At 60.8% G+C, this 19,361-nt stretch carries 16 protein-coding genes and 1 tRNA gene; 12 read left to right on the forward strand and 5 right to left on the reverse strand.

The genetic code is table 11. From position 1 onward, the window contains the following. Positions 1–77 precede the first annotated feature (77 nt). Positions 78–163, reverse strand: a tRNA-Tyr gene (locus tag C7S18_RS16240). A gap of 85 nt (positions 164–248) precedes the next feature. After that, positions 249–2,144, reverse strand: coding sequence for a 1-deoxy-D-xylulose-5-phosphate synthase (dxs, locus tag C7S18_RS16245; RefSeq protein WP_106892558.1), 1,896 nt, complete (start codon positions 2,142–2,144; stop codon positions 249–251). A gap of 550 nt (positions 2,145–2,694) precedes the next feature. On the opposite strand from dxs, the gene C7S18_RS16250 reads away from it, so the two are divergent. The 4 genes from C7S18_RS16250 (at position 2,695) to C7S18_RS16265 (ending at position 7,338) form a co-directional block, all read left to right on the forward strand. Then, positions 2,695–3,636 carry an energy transducer TonB gene (locus tag C7S18_RS16250; protein WP_106892559.1) on the forward strand — a complete coding sequence of 314 codons (942 nt, stop codon included), beginning with the start codon at positions 2,695–2,697 and terminating at the stop codon, positions 3,634–3,636. A gap of 95 nt (positions 3,637–3,731) precedes the next feature. Continuing rightward, on the forward strand, positions 3,732–4,058 hold the full coding sequence (locus C7S18_RS16255) for an Hpt domain-containing protein (RefSeq protein WP_170113307.1): 327 nt from the start codon (positions 3,732–3,734) through the stop codon (positions 4,056–4,058). 194 nt (positions 4,059–4,252) lie between these two features. Beyond that, the gene (rocF, locus tag C7S18_RS16260) at positions 4,253–5,164 is read left to right on the forward strand and encodes an arginase (RefSeq protein WP_106892561.1); all 912 of its coding nucleotides are present in this window, start codon (positions 4,253–4,255) and stop codon (positions 5,162–5,164) included. 2 nt (positions 5,165–5,166) lie between these two features. Then, the gene (locus tag C7S18_RS16265; RefSeq protein ID WP_106892562.1) at positions 5,167–7,338 is read left to right on the forward strand and encodes an alpha/beta hydrolase family protein; all 2,172 of its coding nucleotides are present in this window, start codon (positions 5,167–5,169) and stop codon (positions 7,336–7,338) included. A gap of 74 nt (positions 7,339–7,412) precedes the next feature. Here C7S18_RS16265 and C7S18_RS16270 read toward each other — a convergent pair whose 3' ends face one another. After that, a complete protein-coding gene (locus C7S18_RS16270; RefSeq protein WP_206207915.1) occupies positions 7,413–8,831 on the reverse strand; it encodes an NHL repeat-containing protein in 1,419 nt (472 codons plus the stop codon). Between the two features lie 188 nt (positions 8,832–9,019). On the opposite strand from C7S18_RS16270, the gene C7S18_RS16275 reads away from it, so the two are divergent. Continuing rightward, on the forward strand, positions 9,020–9,640 hold the full coding sequence (locus C7S18_RS16275) for a P-loop nucleotide/nucleoside kinase family protein (RefSeq protein WP_106892564.1): 621 nt from the start codon (positions 9,020–9,022) through the stop codon (positions 9,638–9,640). A 162-nt stretch (positions 9,641–9,802) separates the two neighbouring features. Here the strand turns inward: C7S18_RS16275 and C7S18_RS16280 are convergent, their stop codons facing one another. Further along, a complete protein-coding gene (locus C7S18_RS16280) occupies positions 9,803–10,861 on the reverse strand; it encodes a hypothetical protein (RefSeq protein ID WP_106892565.1) in 1,059 nt (352 codons plus the stop codon). A gap of 130 nt (positions 10,862–10,991) precedes the next feature. On the opposite strand from C7S18_RS16280, the gene C7S18_RS16285 reads away from it, so the two are divergent. The 7 genes from C7S18_RS16285 to ispH all read left to right on the forward strand — a co-directional run bounded on the left by C7S18_RS16285 (position 10,992) and on the right by ispH (position 18,829). Beyond that, complete coding sequence (locus tag C7S18_RS16285; RefSeq protein ID WP_106892566.1) at positions 10,992–11,369, forward strand: VOC family protein; 378 nt, start codon at positions 10,992–10,994, stop codon at positions 11,367–11,369. Further along, positions 11,356–11,697, forward strand: coding sequence for a hypothetical protein (locus tag C7S18_RS16290; protein WP_106892567.1), 342 nt, complete (start codon positions 11,356–11,358; stop codon positions 11,695–11,697). Before C7S18_RS16285 ends, C7S18_RS16290 begins: the two co-directional genes overlap by 14 nt. Beyond that, positions 11,691–12,107, forward strand: coding sequence for a hypothetical protein (locus tag C7S18_RS16295; RefSeq protein WP_106892568.1), 417 nt, complete (start codon positions 11,691–11,693; stop codon positions 12,105–12,107). The genes C7S18_RS16290 and C7S18_RS16295 overlap by 7 nt, the downstream gene beginning before the upstream one ends. Before the next feature lie 1,409 nt (positions 12,108–13,516). Continuing rightward, complete coding sequence (locus C7S18_RS16305; RefSeq protein WP_106892570.1) at positions 13,517–14,473, forward strand: bifunctional riboflavin kinase/FAD synthetase; 957 nt, start codon at positions 13,517–13,519, stop codon at positions 14,471–14,473. An 11-nt stretch (positions 14,474–14,484) separates the two neighbouring features. Continuing rightward, entirely contained in the window at positions 14,485–17,361 is a 2,877-nt protein-coding gene (gene ileS / locus C7S18_RS16310) for an isoleucine--tRNA ligase (RefSeq protein ID WP_106892571.1), read from the forward strand. Next, positions 17,348–17,857, forward strand: coding sequence for a signal peptidase II (gene lspA / locus C7S18_RS16315; RefSeq protein WP_240623915.1), 510 nt, complete (start codon positions 17,348–17,350; stop codon positions 17,855–17,857). The genes ileS and lspA overlap by 14 nt, the downstream gene beginning before the upstream one ends. Positions 17,858–17,878: 21 nt before the next feature. Continuing rightward, positions 17,879–18,829: a 4-hydroxy-3-methylbut-2-enyl diphosphate reductase gene (ispH, locus tag C7S18_RS16320; RefSeq protein WP_106892572.1), complete on the forward strand. Its 951-nt coding sequence runs from the start codon at positions 17,879–17,881 to the stop codon at positions 18,827–18,829. Between the two features lie 21 nt (positions 18,830–18,850). Here ispH and C7S18_RS16325 read toward each other — a convergent pair whose 3' ends face one another. Then, complete coding sequence (locus C7S18_RS16325; RefSeq protein WP_106892573.1) at positions 18,851–19,306, reverse strand: hypothetical protein; 456 nt, start codon at positions 19,304–19,306, stop codon at positions 18,851–18,853. Positions 19,307–19,361 lie beyond the last annotated feature (55 nt).

Here is a 19,361-nt window from a genome sequence, read left to right on the forward strand (position 1 = left end):
TGCTACGCAGTCCGGTCGAACCGAATGTGTTTGCCGGTGGTTCGAATCCACCTTCCAAACACTGATACAAATTTTGTTGGTGGAGGGAGGTGGATTCGAACCACCGAAGTCGTGCGACAGCTGATTTACAGTCAGCCCCCTTTGGCCACTTGGGTATCCCTCCACGGAGCCGCGCATTCTGACGAGCCCCCTACGGAGTGTCAAGCGCTTGCCGTGAAATTTTCCGATTTTTGGCTCGGATTTTGGTCTCAGGCGGCGACCGGACGCACACCCTCGGCGGCAAATCGTTGCTGGATCGCCGCCAACACCCCAGGACCATCCAGACCCACGCTCGCGAGCATGTCCTCGCGCGACATGTGCTCCAGATAGCTGTCTGGCAAACCGAGGTTCAGCACCGGCACGGTCAGGCCGTGCGCCTGCAAAAGCTCGAGCACGGCACTGCCAGCACCGCCCATGATGGCGTTATCTTCCAGCGTGACGAGTCCGGCGTGACTCCGCGCGACCTCCAGAATCAATTCGGCATCGAGCGGCTTGATGAAACGCATGTTGACCACGGTCGCACCCAGCTTGTCGCCAACTTCCTGCGCGACCGGCAACAACGCACCAAAGGCAAGCAACGCCAGGCCGCGACCTTTTCGACGCACTTCGGCCTTGCCAATCGGCAAGGTCGTGAGCTCGGACTGGATCGCCACGCCGGTGCCACCGCCACGCGGATATCGCACGGCCGCGGGACCGGCGAAGTGAAATCCGGTACTCAGCATCTGACGGCATTCGTTCTCGTCTGCCGGCGCCATAATCACCATGTTCGGGATACAGCGCAGAAAACTCAAATCGAAGCTACCGGCATGGGTTGCGCCATCTGGGCCAACAACCCCACCACGATCGATCGCAAACAGCACGTCGAGATTCTGTAGCGCCACGTCGTGGATCAGCTGATCATAGGCGCGCTGCAGAAAACTTGAGTAGATCGCGACCACGGGCTTGCCGCCCTCACATGCCATGCCGGCCGCGAGTGTCACCGCATGCTGTTCGGCAATAGCAACGTCAAAGTAGCGCTCGGGGAACTCCTTTGAAAACCGCACCAAGCCCGACCCCTCGCGCATCGCGGGCGTAATGCCCAGGAGCCGCGAATCCGCTGCGGCCATATCGCAGAGCCAATCGCCAAACACTTGCGTGTAGCTCGGCTTGCCGCCACCGGACTTTTGCTTCATTCCAACCGCCGGATCAAACGGCGTGACGGCGTGGTAGCCGATCTGATCTTCCTCCGCCAGTTCGTAGCCCTTGCCCTTGGTGGTAATCACGTGCAGCAGCTGCGGGCCCTTCAGCGTCTTCAGCGTCTTCAAGACCTGCAGCAACGCCGGCAGATCATGGCCGTCAATCGGACCGGAGTAGTGAAAACCCATTTCCTCAAACAGCGTTGAGGGCACGAACATCCCCTTGGCATGCTCCTCCCAACGCTTCAGGAACCGCGCGAGCGGATTGCCGCGACCGACCAGCCGCTTGCCCCCTTCGCGGAGTGCGTTCATGGTGTCGCTGGCCATCATCCGGCCCAGCATCTTGGTCAGGCCGCCGACGTTTTCCGAAATCGACATCCGATTGTCGTTCAGGATCACCAGCATATCCGGGTGCGGGTCCATGCCGCCGGCGTGATTCAGCGCTTCGTACGCCATACCCGCCGTCATCGCGCCGTCGCCAATCACGGCCACCACGCGCCGCGGATCGTTGGCACGGGCATTCGCAATAGCCATGCCGAGGGCAGCCGAAATCGACGTGGAGGAGTGCCCCACGCCAAAGGCGTCAAACGGGCTCTCTTCGCGGCGCGGGAAAGGCGCCAAACCGCCCTTCTGCTTGATCGTCCGAATGTGATCGCGGCGACCGGTCAGAATCTTGTGTGGGTAACACTGATGGCCGACATCCCAAACCAGACGGTCACTGGGCGTGTCGTACAGATAATGCAATGCCACGGTCAGCTCGACCACGCCCAGGCCGGCACCGAAGTGCCCGCCCACCTGCGCGACCTCTTGAATCAGATAGTCGCGTAGTTCCTGCGCCACCACCGGAAGATCGGATTCGGCCAGCAGTTTGAGCTCTGCTGGCGAACCAATCTTGGACAGGAACGGATATCTTTCAGCGGAAATAGTCATTGGCACATTGTCATGACCTGTTGCCGAGCCTGCAAGCAAGTGTCGCGCGTTCGCCCCCGCTGTCGGCAATTTGTCACGTGGCAGCCATCACTCGACAGGCCACCGCAGGTTCAAAAATTTGTTAAAGAATCATCCGTTCGATCGATCCGAGGGCTGAATAATTGTGGCTGCCGCCCCCGACCCTGAACCCCGAATTTCCTGAATGGCGGACTTGGCGCGGCCTCCCAGCGCCCCATTGAAGACCGCTGCGACGTGGCGTTTCGCTCGGCGGCCCGATCGATCAAAGCTCATACAATCAATATCTTAAGCCGCGAACTGAAGCCGTCCCTCTTGGAACTGATTCGCATTCATCAGGGCATCAGATCGTCTCACCGCCTATTGCGAAAGTCCCCGAATGGGCGGCATCACCGCAATCGACTTTGTCTGTGATTTGCCGTGCAAGTCTGAAATCCGTTCTTATAATGTCGGCGTCCCGTGACTTCCGTCACGATCCTGCATCAGGGAAGATCAGGCAACGTCACCCGCCCCCCCGACCGTCCGAGACCAAACAATGCCGACGATCACTCGAAAACTCTTGCCCGCAGCCCTCATTGCCGTGGCCGCTCTGACTGCATGCGGGAAAAAGGAAGCCGAGCAGGCTGCGCCGCAACAAGCGGCCGGTCCCGAAGCCGGGGCGAGCCCGCAAGCCGCGCCGGCCAACGCCACCAAGTCCGTGGAGCAACTGCTGGCCGACGCCCGCCGCGCCGACGCCGAGAACCGCACGCTCGCCCCGCCGGGCAATAACGCCATGGAGTACTACCTGGCCGTCCTGGCCCAGGAACCCCAGAACGACCGCGCCGTCAGCGCACTGATCGACCTGTTTCCGCTCGGCGCCACCCAGGCTGAATCGGAAATCGCCGATCGCAACATGGACGAGGCCCAGCGCATCGTGGACTTGCTCGACCGGGCCAATCCGGACTCCTACTCGGTGTCCCGGCTGAAGTCCAAGCTGAACGCCGCACGCACGCAGATTCAGCGCGAGGAAGAACGCCGCCTGGCTCAGGAAGCGGAAGCCACGCGTCGCGCCCAAGCCGCTGCCGAACCCGCCCCCGCGCCGGCGACCACGCAGCCAGTTGCCAGCGCGACGCGGCCAGCGTCAACCCCGGAACCCAGCACGACGACGCCACCTCCCGCCGCGCAGCCAACGCCTGAACCCGAACCGGCCAAACCAGTGCTACCGTCTCGTGATGCCGTGTTGGTCCGCACCGTTCGCCCGAGTTATCCGCCGAAGGCGGCCCGCGCCCGCCAGGAGGGCTGGGTGGAAGTCCAGTTCACGGTTGGCGCCGATGGCAAAGTCGCGGACGTCAAAGTCGTTCGGGGCGATCCCGCACGCGTGTTTGACCGTGAAGCCATTCGCGCCGTCCAGCAGTGGGAGTTCCAGCCGGCCATCCGTGACGGTCAGCCAGCAGCCATGAACATGACGCGCCGAATCGAGTTCAAGCTCGGCGGTTGATCCGCGGCCGCACATCCGGACTTGACCGGAAGGCAGCAAACTCGCGATAAGGAGAACCGCGCTTCGGCGCGGTTTTTCGTTTTCGGATGCCATGCATGAACAAACCAGATTTCCAGGCTGCAATCGCCGCTCTGACCGCCAAATTTGCTGCCTCCTTGCCGGAGAAACGCCAAGCCTTGGAATCGGCGTTTTCGCTATGGATTGCCGAGCGCGACCAGAACGCGCTGAAGGACGTCATCGGTGTCGCCCACAAGCTCGCGGGTTCGGGCGGCAGTTATGGTTTTGACGCCTTGGGCCAGGCCGCCCGCGATCTGGAAACCCAGGTGCGCAGTTGGCCAGACCTGAATCCTCCTGATGCGGCAGCGGCCCTGGAAACCGAACGACTCTTTGCGGTACTGCTACGGCAATTCCCGCCAGCCTGATCGCTCACAACACAACCACCTGATCTGCAAAGCATTTTTTTGCACCGAGACCAGCTGGTCGGCACCGCCGGCCTGGGCTTGCGGCCGGCGGTCGGCTATTCTCCGCCCGTTTTTGGCACGCCGCCGCACTGGGAATATCCTCCGTTCGGTCATCGTTTCTGGGCCAATTGGCGCATTGAGAGAACCACATTCCTATGAGCATGATTCGTTTGATCGGCGCCCCGACCGATATCGGTGCAGGCCACCGCGGCGCCTCGATGGGCCCTGAAGCCCTGCGTGTTGCCGGGATTGTTGAAGCACTGCGCGACCGCGGCATGGCGGTCGAGGATTTGGGCAATCTGTCCGGGCCAATGAACCCATGGAAACCACCGGTCAACGGTTATCGACATCTGCCGCAGGTCGTCGAGTGGAATCGCGCTGTCTACAACGCCGTGCGCGAAGCGCTCGGTGAGGCCAGGCTCCCGGTACTGCTGGGCGGCGATCACTGCCTTGGCCTCGGCTCGATCGCGGCTGTTGCCGATCACTGTCGTTTGCATGGCAAGAAGCTCCTGATTTTGTGGCTGGACGCCCACGCCGACTTCAATACGAACCAGATCACGCCGAGCGGCAACGTGCATGGTATGCCGGTCGCGTGCTTATGCGGCATTGGCCCGCCCGAACTGACGCAGATCGGCGATCACTGCCCGGCAATCCAACCTGAGCAGATTCGCCAGATCGGCATCCGCTCGGTGGATGCCGGCGAGAAACGCCTAGTACACGAGATGAAACTCGACATCTACGACATGCGTTATATCGATGAGATCGGTATTAAGCGAGCGATGGAAGAGGCGTTGTCGGACCTGGATGACAACACTCATTTGCACGTCAGTTTCGATGTCGATTTTCTCGACCCCGAAATCGCCCCGGGCGTCGGTACAACGGTGCCGGGCGGCCCCAATTACCGCGAGGCGCAGTTGGTTATGGAGATGATTGCCGATACCAATCGCATGGCGTCGCTTGATATCGTCGAACTGAACCCGGCTTACGACGATCACAACCGCACGGCACGGCTGGCGGTCGATCTGGTCGAAAGCCTGTTTGGCAAGTCCACGCTGATGAGGCTCTAGCAATGAACGCGCTCGGTCGCCTGCTCCGCGGTATCGCCTGCCTTTGCTGGTTGATCGCGGTGCCAGCAACCGCGAGCACCGAATATCGTGAGCGCTTGCCAAGCGGCGCCTATATCCGCATCGAAGTACCCGATGGTTGGCAACCAGGCGATGCATTGGTGCTGTTCCAGCATGGTTTCAACCTGGAATTCGACGACGACCCAGGGCTTGGACCTTGGCGCGATCGCCTATTGTCCGAAGGCTATGCCGTTGCCGCCAGCGGCTATCGCATGGCGGGTTGGGCGTTGTTCAGTGCCGTCGACGACAATCGCGATTTGCTGAATGCATTCACGCAGCGATTTGGCGCGCCTGGCGATTTGATCAGCATGGGCGGCTCGATGGGCGGGCTCATTGCCTTGCGCCTGGCCGAAAGCCCGGGCTTTGAGCGGATTCGCGGCGTGCTGTCGGTATGCCCGCCTGCGGCCGGCGCGCGCAGTTGGGACACTGCGGTTGATCTGCGCATGGCCTACGATGCGGTCTGTGCCGGCGTGGGTGGCGGCGAGTTGCCGCGTAGCGACGGGCCACTGCCGTGGGTATTCGAACGCGATCAGATCCCGAATGATGTAGGCGACCTGCTGAACTCCGGAGCGGTGATTCGCACGCTGGCGCGCGTCACGCAATGCACGGGCGTGACCTTGCCACCACTGCTTCGCTCAAACGGTCAGCGCGCGCGCTTGGCGCGCCTGATGGCGTTTGGCAAGTTCGAGAGTGAGGATTTTTTCATCACCAACATCGGCTACGCGACGTTCGCGATGAGCGATTTGATTCGTGATCCGTTAAAGCTCAATGGCGGCAATCCGTTCACCACCAGCGGTGTCGACTACACTGATGCCGGCATCAACAGCGCGGTACCGCGATTTCAAGCCGATGCCTGGGCCCGCCAGCAATTGCACCGTGTGTCCGACCTGACGGGCGCGATACCCGCATCCACGCGCGTGGTGCTGCTCCACACGTCGCGCGATGAGCTCGTACGACCGTCGCATCAGCGCTTTCTGGACGAAAACGGTGACTATCGAACCGTGGTGCAAGGACTCGGCGAAATCCGCCAACTGTTTCGCGCGCTGGTTCGCGAGGAAGTTAGCAGCCACTGCGGCTTCAGTGCGCCGGAACTGGATGCGGCATGGGTCACGTTGAAGCAGTCGATGAATGGCGCCCAGGTCAAGACCACGGACTTCCAGCAAGCCTGCACCGCCTCGCAACAGGCCGGCAACGCCGGCGCCTGTCGCGTTCCCGGGGAGCCCACCATTACGGAGACGGTGGACGAGACCATGCGGCCGCGCCCCAACCAACTGGAGGCCGAAACCAGCGCGCGCAACGCCGGCATTTGGTTTGATCCGAATCTGGTCGGCGAAGGGTTTTATGTTGAACCCTTGCCAGACAATCAGGCGATCGTCAGCGGCTATAGCTATCCCGCTCTCGGCGATGGCGGCGAGCAGCTTTGGTGGGTCGGGCTCGGTCGGATCGACGGCAATGGCATTAGCGTGCCGGATATCGCCTTGTACCGTGGCCCACGCTTTCAGAACTTTCAGACCGGTGACCTTCGCGCACAAGGCTTCGGATCTGCCGAACTTTTGTTCAAGAACCGGAGCAGCGCCGAGATCCGACTCACCGTTCCGGGTCGCTATGGATCGCCTAATCGCAGTTTGTCGCGCCTCACCGAACACGCCGAGTACACCGGTCCGGTCATCTTGCCGATCCCGAATGTCCAGTCGTTTTCGCTTGCAGGAATCTACGTCGCACCATCGCGCAGCGGCGAAGGCCTGATTCTGCATCACATGCCAGTGCAGAATGGCAACAACGTCCAGCAGCGGGATTTCCTGATTTGGTACACCTTCGACATTGAGGGCGACCCGATGTGGCTGGTCGGCGAACGCGACCAACCCATGGGCATGGGCCCTGGATTGGGCATCAACCGCTATCACTTCAGTCTGGGCCGCCCCGTCGGGACCTTTTATCCACCGAACTTCAATCCCGGACAGATCCAAACCCAGCCGTTTGGGACCGTCGAGTTGGAGAACACCAGTTGCAGCCAGATGCGTGTGCGCTTTGATGCCCGCGCGGGCGGTTTTGGTCAGGGCGAGTTTTTGGCCGATCGGGTGACCGCGACGCGCAACAGTCCGTGCGTTTGGGACTAAGGGCGGCAAGCCGCACAGACCCACGTCGCGGCACCCCGCACGTGGTCCGGATGGCGGCTCAAGGCACCTTGCAGCTACTCGAAGCTGTTCGAAAACACGCCCTCATCGCGCCAACGCAGCAACATCAGTTTGCGGATCGGGGTGTCGGTATTTTCCAAGTTGGCGGTACCGGCCAGCACGAGTCCGCCCTGGTCTTCGATCAGCGCCTTGGGTAGATCATGCCCAATTCCAGGACCACCCAGATCGATCCCGCGCCGGGAAAATCCTGCGAGATTGAAGCGTGCATCGCGTTCTCCGGAAGGCAGATAGCGGACCACCCCAAAGTCGGCGCTGGTGCCATCGGCACCGCCCACTGCCACCGCCATGACCAAGCGATCAGCACTGTCCACCAGACAGTCGCGAACCGTTGACATCGGCAACACATCGATCAAAGGCTGCACGAGGCGACCACCCTGACTGAAGCCCGGATCCAGCATACCGGCCGTATCCAGTCGTGCCACAGTCATGACCGTCTTGCCGTTGTCATTCTGCTGCCGAATAAAACCGCAATGATAAATTCGGCCTTGACTATCGATTGCGCCGCCTACCGGAAACTCCTGCGCACCGGGAATCGCGTGCAGATTGGCAAAGCTGAAGATCGCATAGCCGCCCACACCAAAGCTCGGATCAAGGTGACCATTCGGATCCAATTTGGCCACAAACGACATCGCGAACTGGTTGCTGCCGAACACGTAGATGGAACCATCATTTGTCGTCACGGCGCTTCGCGGGGTGCACCAATCGCAGTTCGCAGGCTTGATGAGCGTGTAGCCAAGCCCGCCGTCGCCATAGCTGAAATCCTGCGCGCCATTGGCGGTGAGCTTGTAGACAAAGGCCGACCAATCGATTCCGGGTGCCGGGTCATCCTCGATTTGTCCGGTGATCAAAATGCCACCGTTGCTCAACGTATCGACATCCATGACGCGCTCAGTCTCACCTTCGACAATGCCGATGACAGGATTCGCGCAACCGTCCTCGTCAAACGTGGTATCCAAACTGCCGGCAGCGTTGTAGCGGCAAACATTGACGACTGCCGGAAACAGTTGGTTCTGCAGATCGTTTCGCGCGCCGAAGATCAACGTCTTGCCTTCTGACGTAAAGACCAGACCAGCAGGTTGGTAGTCGAAGTTCGGATCGGGCACGGCGGGCACGACCTTGCCATCGCCGCTGAAGCTCAAGTCCGCCGTCCCATCGGCGTTAAAACGTGCCAGACCATGCCGGAAACGCCGAATCCCCCCAACCGGCACCGCGACACGTGCCGCCAACAGCAACTTGCCGTTGCCGAGTCGACGCAGGCCCACGGTGTCATCAAAGGCGTTGGCCATCAGGTTGAAATCGACACTGGCAGTACCGGCGTCCGTGCCGCCGAACGCGGGATCAGGCAATCCCTCCAATAGCTGCGCGCTGGCAGACCCAACAACCAGCGTTGTGGCGAGCAGAACAGTAGCTTTCAAACATCGAACGACCATGAGCGGATTCTCCAGGAGGTGATCCGCAGTACGGATTAATCGAGCCAAAAGGATCACGTGTGCGACCTGGCCAAAAGTCCGGGGCCTGATCGATCACCGCCTGCAAAAGCGCGCCAGGATTAGTGCGATCCAGCAAAACATCCCGAATGACCGATAGGATTCGGTGACCAAGCGTGGGTGGTGAGCGACCACTCGCCATTCGGCGCTACGATGCGGAAGATGGCCCCACACCAACCCATTCGGAATCCGGCACTGTGTTCGTAGTCTTCATCCATGGCCCCGCAGCGGCGGGCAAACACACCATTGCACAGGCGCTAAGCGGTCGCACCGGCTTGCCCCTGTTCCACAATCACTTGGCAGTCGACGCAGCACTGAGTCTGTTCGAGTTCGGTTCGCCCGGGTTCAAGGCCATGCGGGAAGTGATCTGGAAGACGGCCTTCACGGAAGCCGCCGCCGCCGGACGCTCATTCATTTTCACGTTTCATCCCGAGGCCTCGGTCGCGCCGGACCTGATCCAGTCATTGCAGGATTCGATCACGACAACCGGCGGCAGCGTCTGGTACGTGGCGCTGTCTTGCTCAAGGACGGCCATTCTGGATCGGATCGGCAACGACAGCCGTCGCAAGTTCGGCAAACTCACTGACGCCAACTTCTATCTGACTCTGGAACAACAAGGTGCCTTTGCGTTTCCAGACCTGCCATCACCGTGGCTGGAGATTGATACCGAACAAGTCGATCCTGAGACCGCAGCCGCATCCATTGAATCCGCCTTGCGCAACGAGAACATGACGTAGTTGCAAGGATCGCGAATCGCCACGGACCATCATATGCGCGAATAGGCGCAACGACTGGCTGATGCGCCTTGAACGGCGCGAGTTGCTTGGCATCAGGATCGAATCGGATTGCATCAGCGCGAACACCCGATCAAGCGACGCTCGGCTTGGCCACGAACTGGCCTATTGCGAATCGGGGACGCACGTCTTGCCGATATAGGGACCAAATACGCCGCTGGCGAAATTCCGAGGCGGCTGATTGCGATAGATCTGCGCGTACCGTGCTGCTTCCGCACGTGCAGCGGCGATCTGGGCGGGACTCATCGTCGCCATCAATCGGCTCGTGGTGTCGTTAATGCCAGCATTGGTGCTGCCGTCAGAGAAGGCTTTGAGCGCCAAGCCGGCGGCCACCGCGACGATGGGATCGGCCTCAATCTTGAGCGCGCCAGCTACCGTGGCAATTTCCCCGCGCGCATGGGCATGATAAAGCCCGAATAGCGCGGTGGGCTCGCCTTCATTGGCGGCGCGCGTGAGCATTCCGAGTGCCTCATTGTTGAACGCGGCCATCGTATCTGCGTCAGCCAAAGTCAGTGTCTCGGGGAAAGGCGGTGCCTGGCCGAATCGCGCCATCGAACGCAAGTCGCCAAGACGTGCCGCCTGCAACATTCGGTCGGCTGATTGCTGCAGATAGCGACTTGGCAGATCTTTGCATACGGGCTCGGCACGCGTCTGCCATTGGCCGATCTCCTGCAATAGTTTGATGACTTGCTTTTCCTGCCGAGATCCCGGCGGCGCCTTTGCAGCCGCTTCTTCGAACATGGCTACACCGCTATCCAGGTTGTGACCGACAAATTGACACAGATCAAGATCCCAAGCCAATCGGCAGGCGGCACTTCGATTTCCAGCGTCGGCTTGCTGGATCAGCTCATCAATCTTGTCTTTCAGTGGGGTGTTAGCCGGCAGGTCCGATGCGGACCATGCTTTTTCGGTTGGCACTGAAGGCGCCGCGGAATTTGGCGCAGTGATCGCCGATTGCTGGTCATCGAGACCGGGATGGTCGATGACGTCGTGTTGGGTGACGTCATCTTGAATCGCCACCTGAGCACTCGCCGAAACCTGGGTCGGATCAGCCTCGGCATTGGGTTGCAAACGGTCCGTCGGCGCGATTGGTATCAGCCCGATGATGAGCAAAACCAGGGCGATTGCGACAGCGCCGATCAATATCCAGTGAGTTCGATTCATGAGGTCTATTCGGTACCTTGGCCCAAGTCACGCAAGCGTCGTGACAACGCCGCATGATAGCTGGAAACGAGTTCGCGCCTGATATGCTTTGCCCCGCCAAACTGTGGCATCGCGCCGACTGGAGGACCCCATGGCGATCACCAGTTTCGAAATCATTTCAGTTCCGGTCAGCGATCAGCAGCGCGCCAAACGCTTCTACACCGATGTCCTTGGTTTTGAATTGATCCGTGAATCACCCATGGGCCCTGGTATGAGTTGGATTCAGCTCGCTCCGCCGGGCCAGAACGTCACCATTGCATTGGTGACCTGGTTTGACACCATGAAGCCAGGCGGACTGCAGGGAGTCATGGTCAACACCCCCGATATCGACGCCGAGTATCAAAGCCTGCAAGGTCGCGGCCTCGAACTCAGCGAGATCAAGACCGAGCCCTGGGGCCGCTTTGCCATGTTCAAAGATCCGGACGGTAACGGCTGGATCTTGCGCGAGCCACCAGATGGCAGCGGTTAGCCCGCTGATGTTGCCCACGCCGGTTTTGGTGGATGCCGCCAATCATCATTTGTGCCTGGAGTTTGGTGATTGGCCTGATCCTTTCTGGGACCAGGTCGTCGGTCAGTTGGAATCCGAATTTGGCATGCAGCGCGAAGGCATGGCGGTCGAGGGTCCGGGCGAGCGCATTGAGCCGAGCTTCGTCGGCCAGGGTGTCCGACTGTTGTCTGGATGGGATTGCCATTCTGGACGCTATCTTCTGGCGGAATCCGACGCGGGAGATGCACTCCTTCGGGACGTGTATCGGAAGGCCTCTGAATCTAAAATCTTTGAGATCAACCCGTGTTGAAAGTCGTGATTGCATTTTTCGTGGGCTGTTTCTTGGTCTCGATGGGTATCGGCACCGTCGATGCTTATGTCAAGGGCCCAGCCAATCCCAATTTCCAACACGTAGCGGCCGACCTGTTTGAGCTCGTGCTCTATGCGTCGTTGATCCTGTCGCTGCTTGGCTCTGGCATCGTCGCCGCCGCCTGTTTGATTCGCCGGAACCACGTGCAGTATGGCCCGCGTGCATGGCTGATCGGCTTGGCTTGGGGCGTGACCTATGCGCTGGTCATCTGGCTGATCGGCCCCACGTCCAACTGGACCAAGCCGGTGTCCGACCTCATCATCATTCTGACTTGGTCGCATATTCTGGTGACACCCACCATGATCGTGAGCCGGTTGGGCCTTCGAAAACGCCCTGAGGCGCTGATTTAGTGGCGCGTAGGTTGACTATCGCGGCTCACTGACGATCGACGGCGAACGATTCAGACCAGAAAGTGCCTGCCCCTGTTGGCCCCAGGTGATTGCATCCATTCGCCGCGAATCGTCGTAACAGAAGGACGATACGGGACCATGACCATGCAGTCAGCTGACGCCGAAAGCGCACGCGCCACCATACGACCACCTTGGCTCGTCGATGGCGCTGCGCTGATCACACACACGATGCCCCATGACGCTTCCTCGCCTAGTGATTCGAGCGTAGTGACCGTTCTCATCGCAAGTAACCCCCTCCCCGGCCCTCCCCCGCGATCGCGGGGTAGGGAGTCATCCGTATGCAGCGCGGGTGGGAGCGGGCTGCTTGACACATCGTTTCGGCGTCTGAAGCGCGCTGCATTTCCAACGTTTGAATGCGCCCATCTGCGCTTAAGGGGCGCGACCAAAGCGCTCATCGCAATGGTTTGTGCGCTGGCCACAACCATCGCAGTCGCACAGAGCGAACCTTCGGAAAACGCCAGACCAAAGGCGTCCGCGGTATGCGAACTACTGGTCGGTACCATCCAGGCAAAACGCACCTCATGTTGTGATCAGGCCGGGGCTGCCGATCTACTTGATCTTTGCAACGCCACACTCAAGCCGATCAAGCGCCAACTGCGATTGGACTCGGCGGCCTGGCAGCGGTGTGCCAGCGATCTCAGCGCATTCACCAAAGACTGCGCATTCGTGCAGCAACAACTCCCGCCCCTGCCGGTCAGCTGTCGTGGCATCGTTGAAGGCACTCTGAGGGAAGGCGCGCAATGCGATAGCAGCCTCAGCTGTCAGGACGGGCTCTATTGCCTCGGCTTGTCGGTGGGCAAATCCGGCGTCTGCAGCAAGCCCGTTGCGATTGGCGCCCGCTGCGAATCGGCACACGACAATCTGGCTGGCATTCTCGGGTTGAACGAGTTGCCGGAACATCGATCGTGCCAAGGCCGATGCGAGCGCGGATTCTGCCTGGCGGCCGCCAACGAAGGCGGCTCCTGTCAACACAGCGGGCAGTGTCGGGAATCGCTGCAATGCGTCTCCGGATCGTGCCAAGTTGCTGAGCCCGCCGCCCCAGGCGCAACGTGTGATGCCAGCCATTTCTGTGAATTTGGCAGCACCTGCCGGGACGGTCGCTGTCAGTTCCGCAAACCGGGCGGGGCCAGTTGCCGGATTGGCTTTGAATGCGCGTCCTTCGCCTGCGAGAAGTCAGAAGGCGCCGAACTCGGGGTTTGCGCGGCGGTTTGCCCCGGAGCGGGCTGAACCCGACCAACCGGTCGCCAAGCGGGCCCAAATCGCTGATTTGCAAAGAATCTGACGAAACACCGGAGCCAAGGCGCCTGAGCCCCCGCTCCAGGCCCTGGCGGCTATACTCGCGGGTTCTTATGACCCAGGTATTCCGCGATGCTTTGGGGCCTTGCCTGTTTCCTAACGGCTCGGTCCTTTCAATCGGCGCCTTTGACGGCGTCCACCTCGGCCATGCCGCGCTGATCGCGTGCTTGGTCGAAACTGCCCGTGCCCGCCGCTTGCCGCCCGTCCTGCTCAGCTTCGAGCCGTTGCCACGCGCCTACTTTCAGAAGGCCACGCCCTTGGTGCGGCTCTGTTCGCCACGTGAAAAGATCGAGCGCGCCGCCGAACTCGGTGTCGATGCGGTCGGCCTGTTGCGCTTCAACAAGGCGCTTGCCGACATGCCGGCCGAGCGCTTTATCGAAGACGTCCTGATCGCCCGCCTGAACGCACGGGAAATCTGGATCGGCCCCGACTTCCGTTTCGGCCATGGCCGGCGCGGCGATGTCGGCATGCTGGAGCGCTTCGCAGGTACCCATGGCTACACCGTCAAGGTGTTGCCAGTCTGCGAGATCAACCAAGAGCGGGTGAGCAGCACACGTATCCGCTCGGCCTTGCTGGCCTCACGTTTTGAGGAAGCCGAAACCCTGCTTGGCCGACCGTACTCGATCAGCGGGCGCGTCATCCGCGGTCAACAGCTTGGTCGCACGCTCGGCTATCCCACGGCGAATTTGTCGCTGCATGGTCGCGTGCCGCCCGTGCATGGCATCTACGCGGTGCGCGTGACCGGTGCCGGCATGCGGGATTACCCATCGGTTGCCAGTATCGGCAATCGCCCCACCGTCAACGGCAAGGAACTTCTGCTCGAAGTTCATTTGTTCGATTTCAACGGTGACTTGTATGGTCAGCGCCTGACGGTGGATTTTGTCGCCAAGATTCGCGATGAAGTCCGCTTCGCCAGCCTCGATGATCTGGTCGAGCGCATGCATATTGATGCCCGGGACGCGCGGGCACTTCTTCAGTCCCATCCGGTTCGCAACCGGCCATCACTCTGAAAGGTCTTCCCGTGAGCACCGATTACAAAAGCACCGTGCATCTGCCCAAAACCGAGTTCCCGATGAAGGGCGACCTGCCCATTCGTGAACCGAAGATTTTGGCACGCTGGGAAGACAGCAAGTTGCGGGAACGCCTGGACGCGGCCCATGCCGGCCGACCGACGTATTTGCTGCACGATGGCCCGCCTTATGCCAACGGCCAGATCCATGTGGGCCACGCGGTTAACAAGACGCTGAAGGATGTGGTCGTCAAGTCAAAGCAACTCGCCGGGTTCCGCTCGCCGTATGTGCCGGGCTGGGATTGCCACGGCCTGCCGATTGAACTCAAGGTCGAAAAGGATGTTGGCAAGGTCGGCCATAAGGTCGATGCGCGCACCTTTCGGCAAAAGTGTCGCGACTATGCACTATCGCAAATCAGCGCGCAGCGGGTGGACTTCAAGCGCCTTGGCATCATCGGCGATTGGGAAAATCCTTATCGCACGATGGACTATCGCTTCGAGGCCGACATTCTTCGTTCGCTCGCGAAGATCGTGGCCAACGGCCATTTGAGCCGCGGCGCGAAGCCGGTGCATTGGTGCTTTGACTGCGGCTCGGCGCTTGCAGAAGCCGAGATCGAATATCACGACAAGAACTCGCCGATGGTCGACGTGGCATACGTCGCCCAAACGCCTGAAGAGATCGCACGCGAATTCGGTGTTGATAGCGCAGGCGCGTCGATCGCAATTCCGATCTGGACGACCACGCCATGGACGCTGCCGGCAAGCCTCGCGGTGACGCTTGGCCCGGAGCTCGACTATGTGCTGGTCGAAGGCCCACTGCGTGATGGCCAGCGCCAACTTCTGGTGCTCGCCGAAGCACTCGCAGCCGAGTGCGGCAAGCGCTACGGCATGATCGAAATGACCATCTTGGGCCACGCCAAAGGCGCGTCGCTCGAGCACCAAAAGCTCAAGCATCCCTATCTCGATCGGATTGTGCCAGTCATCCTCGGCAATCACGTCACCACCGATGCCGGTACGGGCGCTGTGCATACCGCGCCTGGCCACGGTGTTGAAGACTTTCAAGTGGGGCAGAAATACGGCTTGGAAGTGCTGAATCCGGTCGGTGGCAATGGCGTGTTTGTTGCTGGCACACCGGAAGTAGAAGGCCAGTTTGTTTGGAAGGCCAACGACTTCATCATCAATTTGCTTAGAGAGCGAGGCGCGTTGCTCGCCAGTGGCACGCTGCATCATAGCTACCCGCACTGCTGGCGGCACAGCACGCCCGTGGCGTTCCGCGCCACGGCCCAGTGGTTCATCAGCATGGAGCAAGCCGGGCTTCGGCAAAAGGCGCTCGACGCGATCAAGCAAGTACGCTGGCAGCCGGCTTGGGGCGAGGAGCGCATCAGCAGCATGATCGCGAATCGCCCGGACTGGTGCATTTCGCGCCAGCGCACCTGGGGCGTACCGATCGCGTTGTTCGTGCATCAAGTCACGGGTGAGCCGCATCCGAACTCGGTCGCGCTGATGGAACAAGTCGCAACGCGAATTGAGCGCGAAGGCGTGGATGCCTGGTACGAACTCGATGCCAAGGAATTGCTGGGCGAGGAAGCCGCTGTCTACGACAAGGTCACCGACATTCTCGATGTCTGGTTCGACTCCGGCGTCACGCACGCGTGCGTGCTCGACGCGCGTGACGAGCTCAAAGGTCCGCGTCAGGTCATGTACCTCGAAGGCTCGGATCAGCATCGCGGCTGGTTCCATTCCTCGCTGCTGACCTCGGTCGCGATGCATGGCAAGGCGCCCTATGACGAAGTGATCACGCATGGTTTTACGGTCGATCAATCCGGCCGCAAGATGTCGAAGTCGCTCGGCAACATCATCGAGCCGCAAAAAGTCATCAGCAACATGGGCGCCGATGTATTGCGCCTGTGGACCGTGTCGACCGACTACGCAAACGAAATGGCGGTGTCGGACGAAATCCTGAAGCGCGTCGGCGACACGTATCGACGTCTGCGCAACACCGCCCGCTTCCTGCTTGGCAATCTGCATGGCTTCGATCCCGTGCGCGATGCCGTCTCGGCCGACCAGATGTTGCTGCTGGATCGCGCGGCACTCGCACAAGCGAAGCGGGTGATGGACCTTGCGCGCCGCGTCTACGGCCCGGAGGCTGATGGCTACGGCACGGCAGGTCCGGACACCTACAATTACGCCGCGTTGGTACAGGAATTGATGCGCTTCTGCACGGTTGACCTGGGCGCTGGTTATCTGGATCAAACCAAGGACCGCCTGTATACGATGCCCGAAACGAGCCTCGGCCGGCGGTCTGCGCAAACGGCGATGTATGCGGCACTCGAAGTACTCGTGCGTGCATTGGCGCCGCTGACCACCTTTACGGCCGAAGAGATCTGGGCGCATATGCCCGCGCGTCAGCACGATTCCGTCTACTTCGCCACCTGGAAGGACATTGAGGCACTGTTCGCCAACGCGACGCTGAACGATGCCGATCAGGCGCTGCTGGATGACCTGAACCAGATTCGCCAAGTCGTGCTGAAGCGCATCGAGGAATTGCGCAGCAGCGCTGGCATGGGTGGTTCGCTCGAAGCCACCGTTGACCTCTATGTTGCGCCGGCGCAGCGCGATCGACTCGCTGCCGCATCGACCGAGCTTCGCTTCTACCTCATCACGTCCGGATGTGATTTGCATGAGCTGGATGCCGCGCCCGCCGATGCGCTGACCATTCGCCTCCACGAGTCTGAGGCCAAGGCGGTCGTCCGCGCTGCCAGCGGGCACAAGTGCGTGCGCTGCTGGCATCACCGCGAGGACGTCGGCACGCACGCTGACCATCCAGAACTCTGTGGCCGCTGCATCGACAACGTTGCCGGAAGTGGAGAAGCGCGTGCCTGGTTCTGACCGACTCGGCGTGCAAGCCTGGCGCTACCTGCTGATCTCGATCCTCGTCATCGGCGTCGATCAGTGGAGCAAATGGCTCGCCGAGCACCATTTGAGTTTTGGCGAGCGCATCAACGTGATGCCAGGCTTTGACTGGACGCTCGCCTACAACACCGGCGTTGCGTTCAGCATGTTTGCCGATGGCGAAGCGTGGCAACGCTACGGGCTGGCCGGATTCGCTATTCTGGTGTCCGGCGTGTTTATCTGGATGCTTGCCGGTCTGCAACGCGCGGAGCGAATCGCGGCGATCGCCTATGCCTTGATCATCGGCGGCGCGCTCGGCAACGTGATCGACCGCATCCGCCACGGCCATGTGGTCGACTTTGTGCTCTGGTACGTCCGCGACTACTACTGGCCGGCATTCAATGTTGCCGACTCCTGTATTGTGGTCGGTGCCGGCCTCCTGCTGTTGTTTGGCTGGCGGCACAAAGAACCCTCAGCGCCCGCCAAGGTCTGATCCCGAAACAAGGACACTGCCATGGATGTCATTCTCGCCAATCCCCGCGGTTTCTGTGCTGGCGTTGACCGCGCCATTGAAATCGTCGAGCGCGCGCTCGATGCCTTTGGCGCACCGATCTACGTGCGGCACGAAGTCGTGCACAACCGGTTTGTCGTGGATGGCCTGCGCAAACGCGGGGCTGTATTCGTCGAAGAATTGGACGAAGTGCCGGACGCCGCCACGGTGATTTTCTCAGCACACGGTGTCTCGCAAACGGTGCGCGGCGAGGCGAGGCGGCGCAAGCTCAATGTCTTTGACGCGACGTGCCCGCTGGTGACGAAAGTGCACATCGAGGTTGCCCGGCATGCGCGCGCCGGCCGCCATGTTGTGCTGATCGGCCATGCTGGCCACCCCGAAGTCGAAGGCACACTTGGCCAGTGGGCCGCAGCGCACGGCTCGGCGCAGATTCACTTGATCGAGACGCCTTCAGACGTCGAGAAGTTGCCGGTTCCGCTCGAGGCTGAACTCGCGTACGTCACCCAGACCACCCTGTCGGTCGATGACACGCTCGATGTGATTGATGCGCTCAGAAAGCGCTATCCGAACGTGATCGGCCCGAAGCACGATGACATCTGCTACGCGACGCAGAATCGCCAGGACGCGGTCAAGCGGTTGTCCGAACGCTGCGATCTGGTGTTGGTCGTGGGCTCGCCGAACAGCTCGAACTCCAACCGGCTGCGCGAACTGTCAGAAAAGCGCGGCGTGCAGTCGTTCTTGATTGATGGTGCTGCCGACATTCAAACGGCGTGGCTTGAAGGCCGCCAGTGTGTTGGCGTGACGGCAGGAGCCTCGGCGCCAGAAAGCCTCGTCCAGGGCGTGCTTGATCGGCTGCGTGCCGAAGGCGCCAATGCCGTTCAGGAATTGGATGGTGAGCCGGAAAACGTGGTGTTTGCGCTGCCGAAGGAACTGCGCCTGATCATGATCGACTGATGGGGCGCGCGTCCAACCGGATCATTGCAACATCGCTGCAACTTGACCGCGAATGGCGTTAACCGACGTATTGGCCAACCAGATGGGGGCGCTGGCATCGCGCTTGTCACCCTTCGCATTCGGCACTATTGGGCGCGCCTGCCCGTCAACGCACCGCACACCGAGCATGGGTAGTTGCCAGCTGGCAGCCACATGAAAGCGCACCACTTGCGGCGTGCAGTTTGTTTGGTTCGAAGCCGTTCCTTTGATCAGGTCAAACGCTCGCTGACGCCAGGCTTCTAGGACCTGGTCGTCAGCGTCGGCAGGGAAAACCAGGACGTAGTCGAAGACGGTATCGGCGTTTGTAGGACGGACGGGTTGGGCGCCGGCAACGGCATCTGCGGCGACGCTCATGCTACCGATCAGCAATACCGCGCTCACCAGCGTGCCGATGGCGAAGCCTTTGAGTTGCGCGAGGACACCAGCCAGACCAGACATGAATCGCTCCCAGGATGGTCGGCATTGTTGCCAAGCGGCGCGTCCTTGGGCACCC

It is taken from the genome of Ahniella affigens (assembly GCF_003015185.1).
Classification (GTDB): Bacteria; Pseudomonadota; Gammaproteobacteria; order Xanthomonadales; family Ahniellaceae; genus Ahniella; species Ahniella affigens.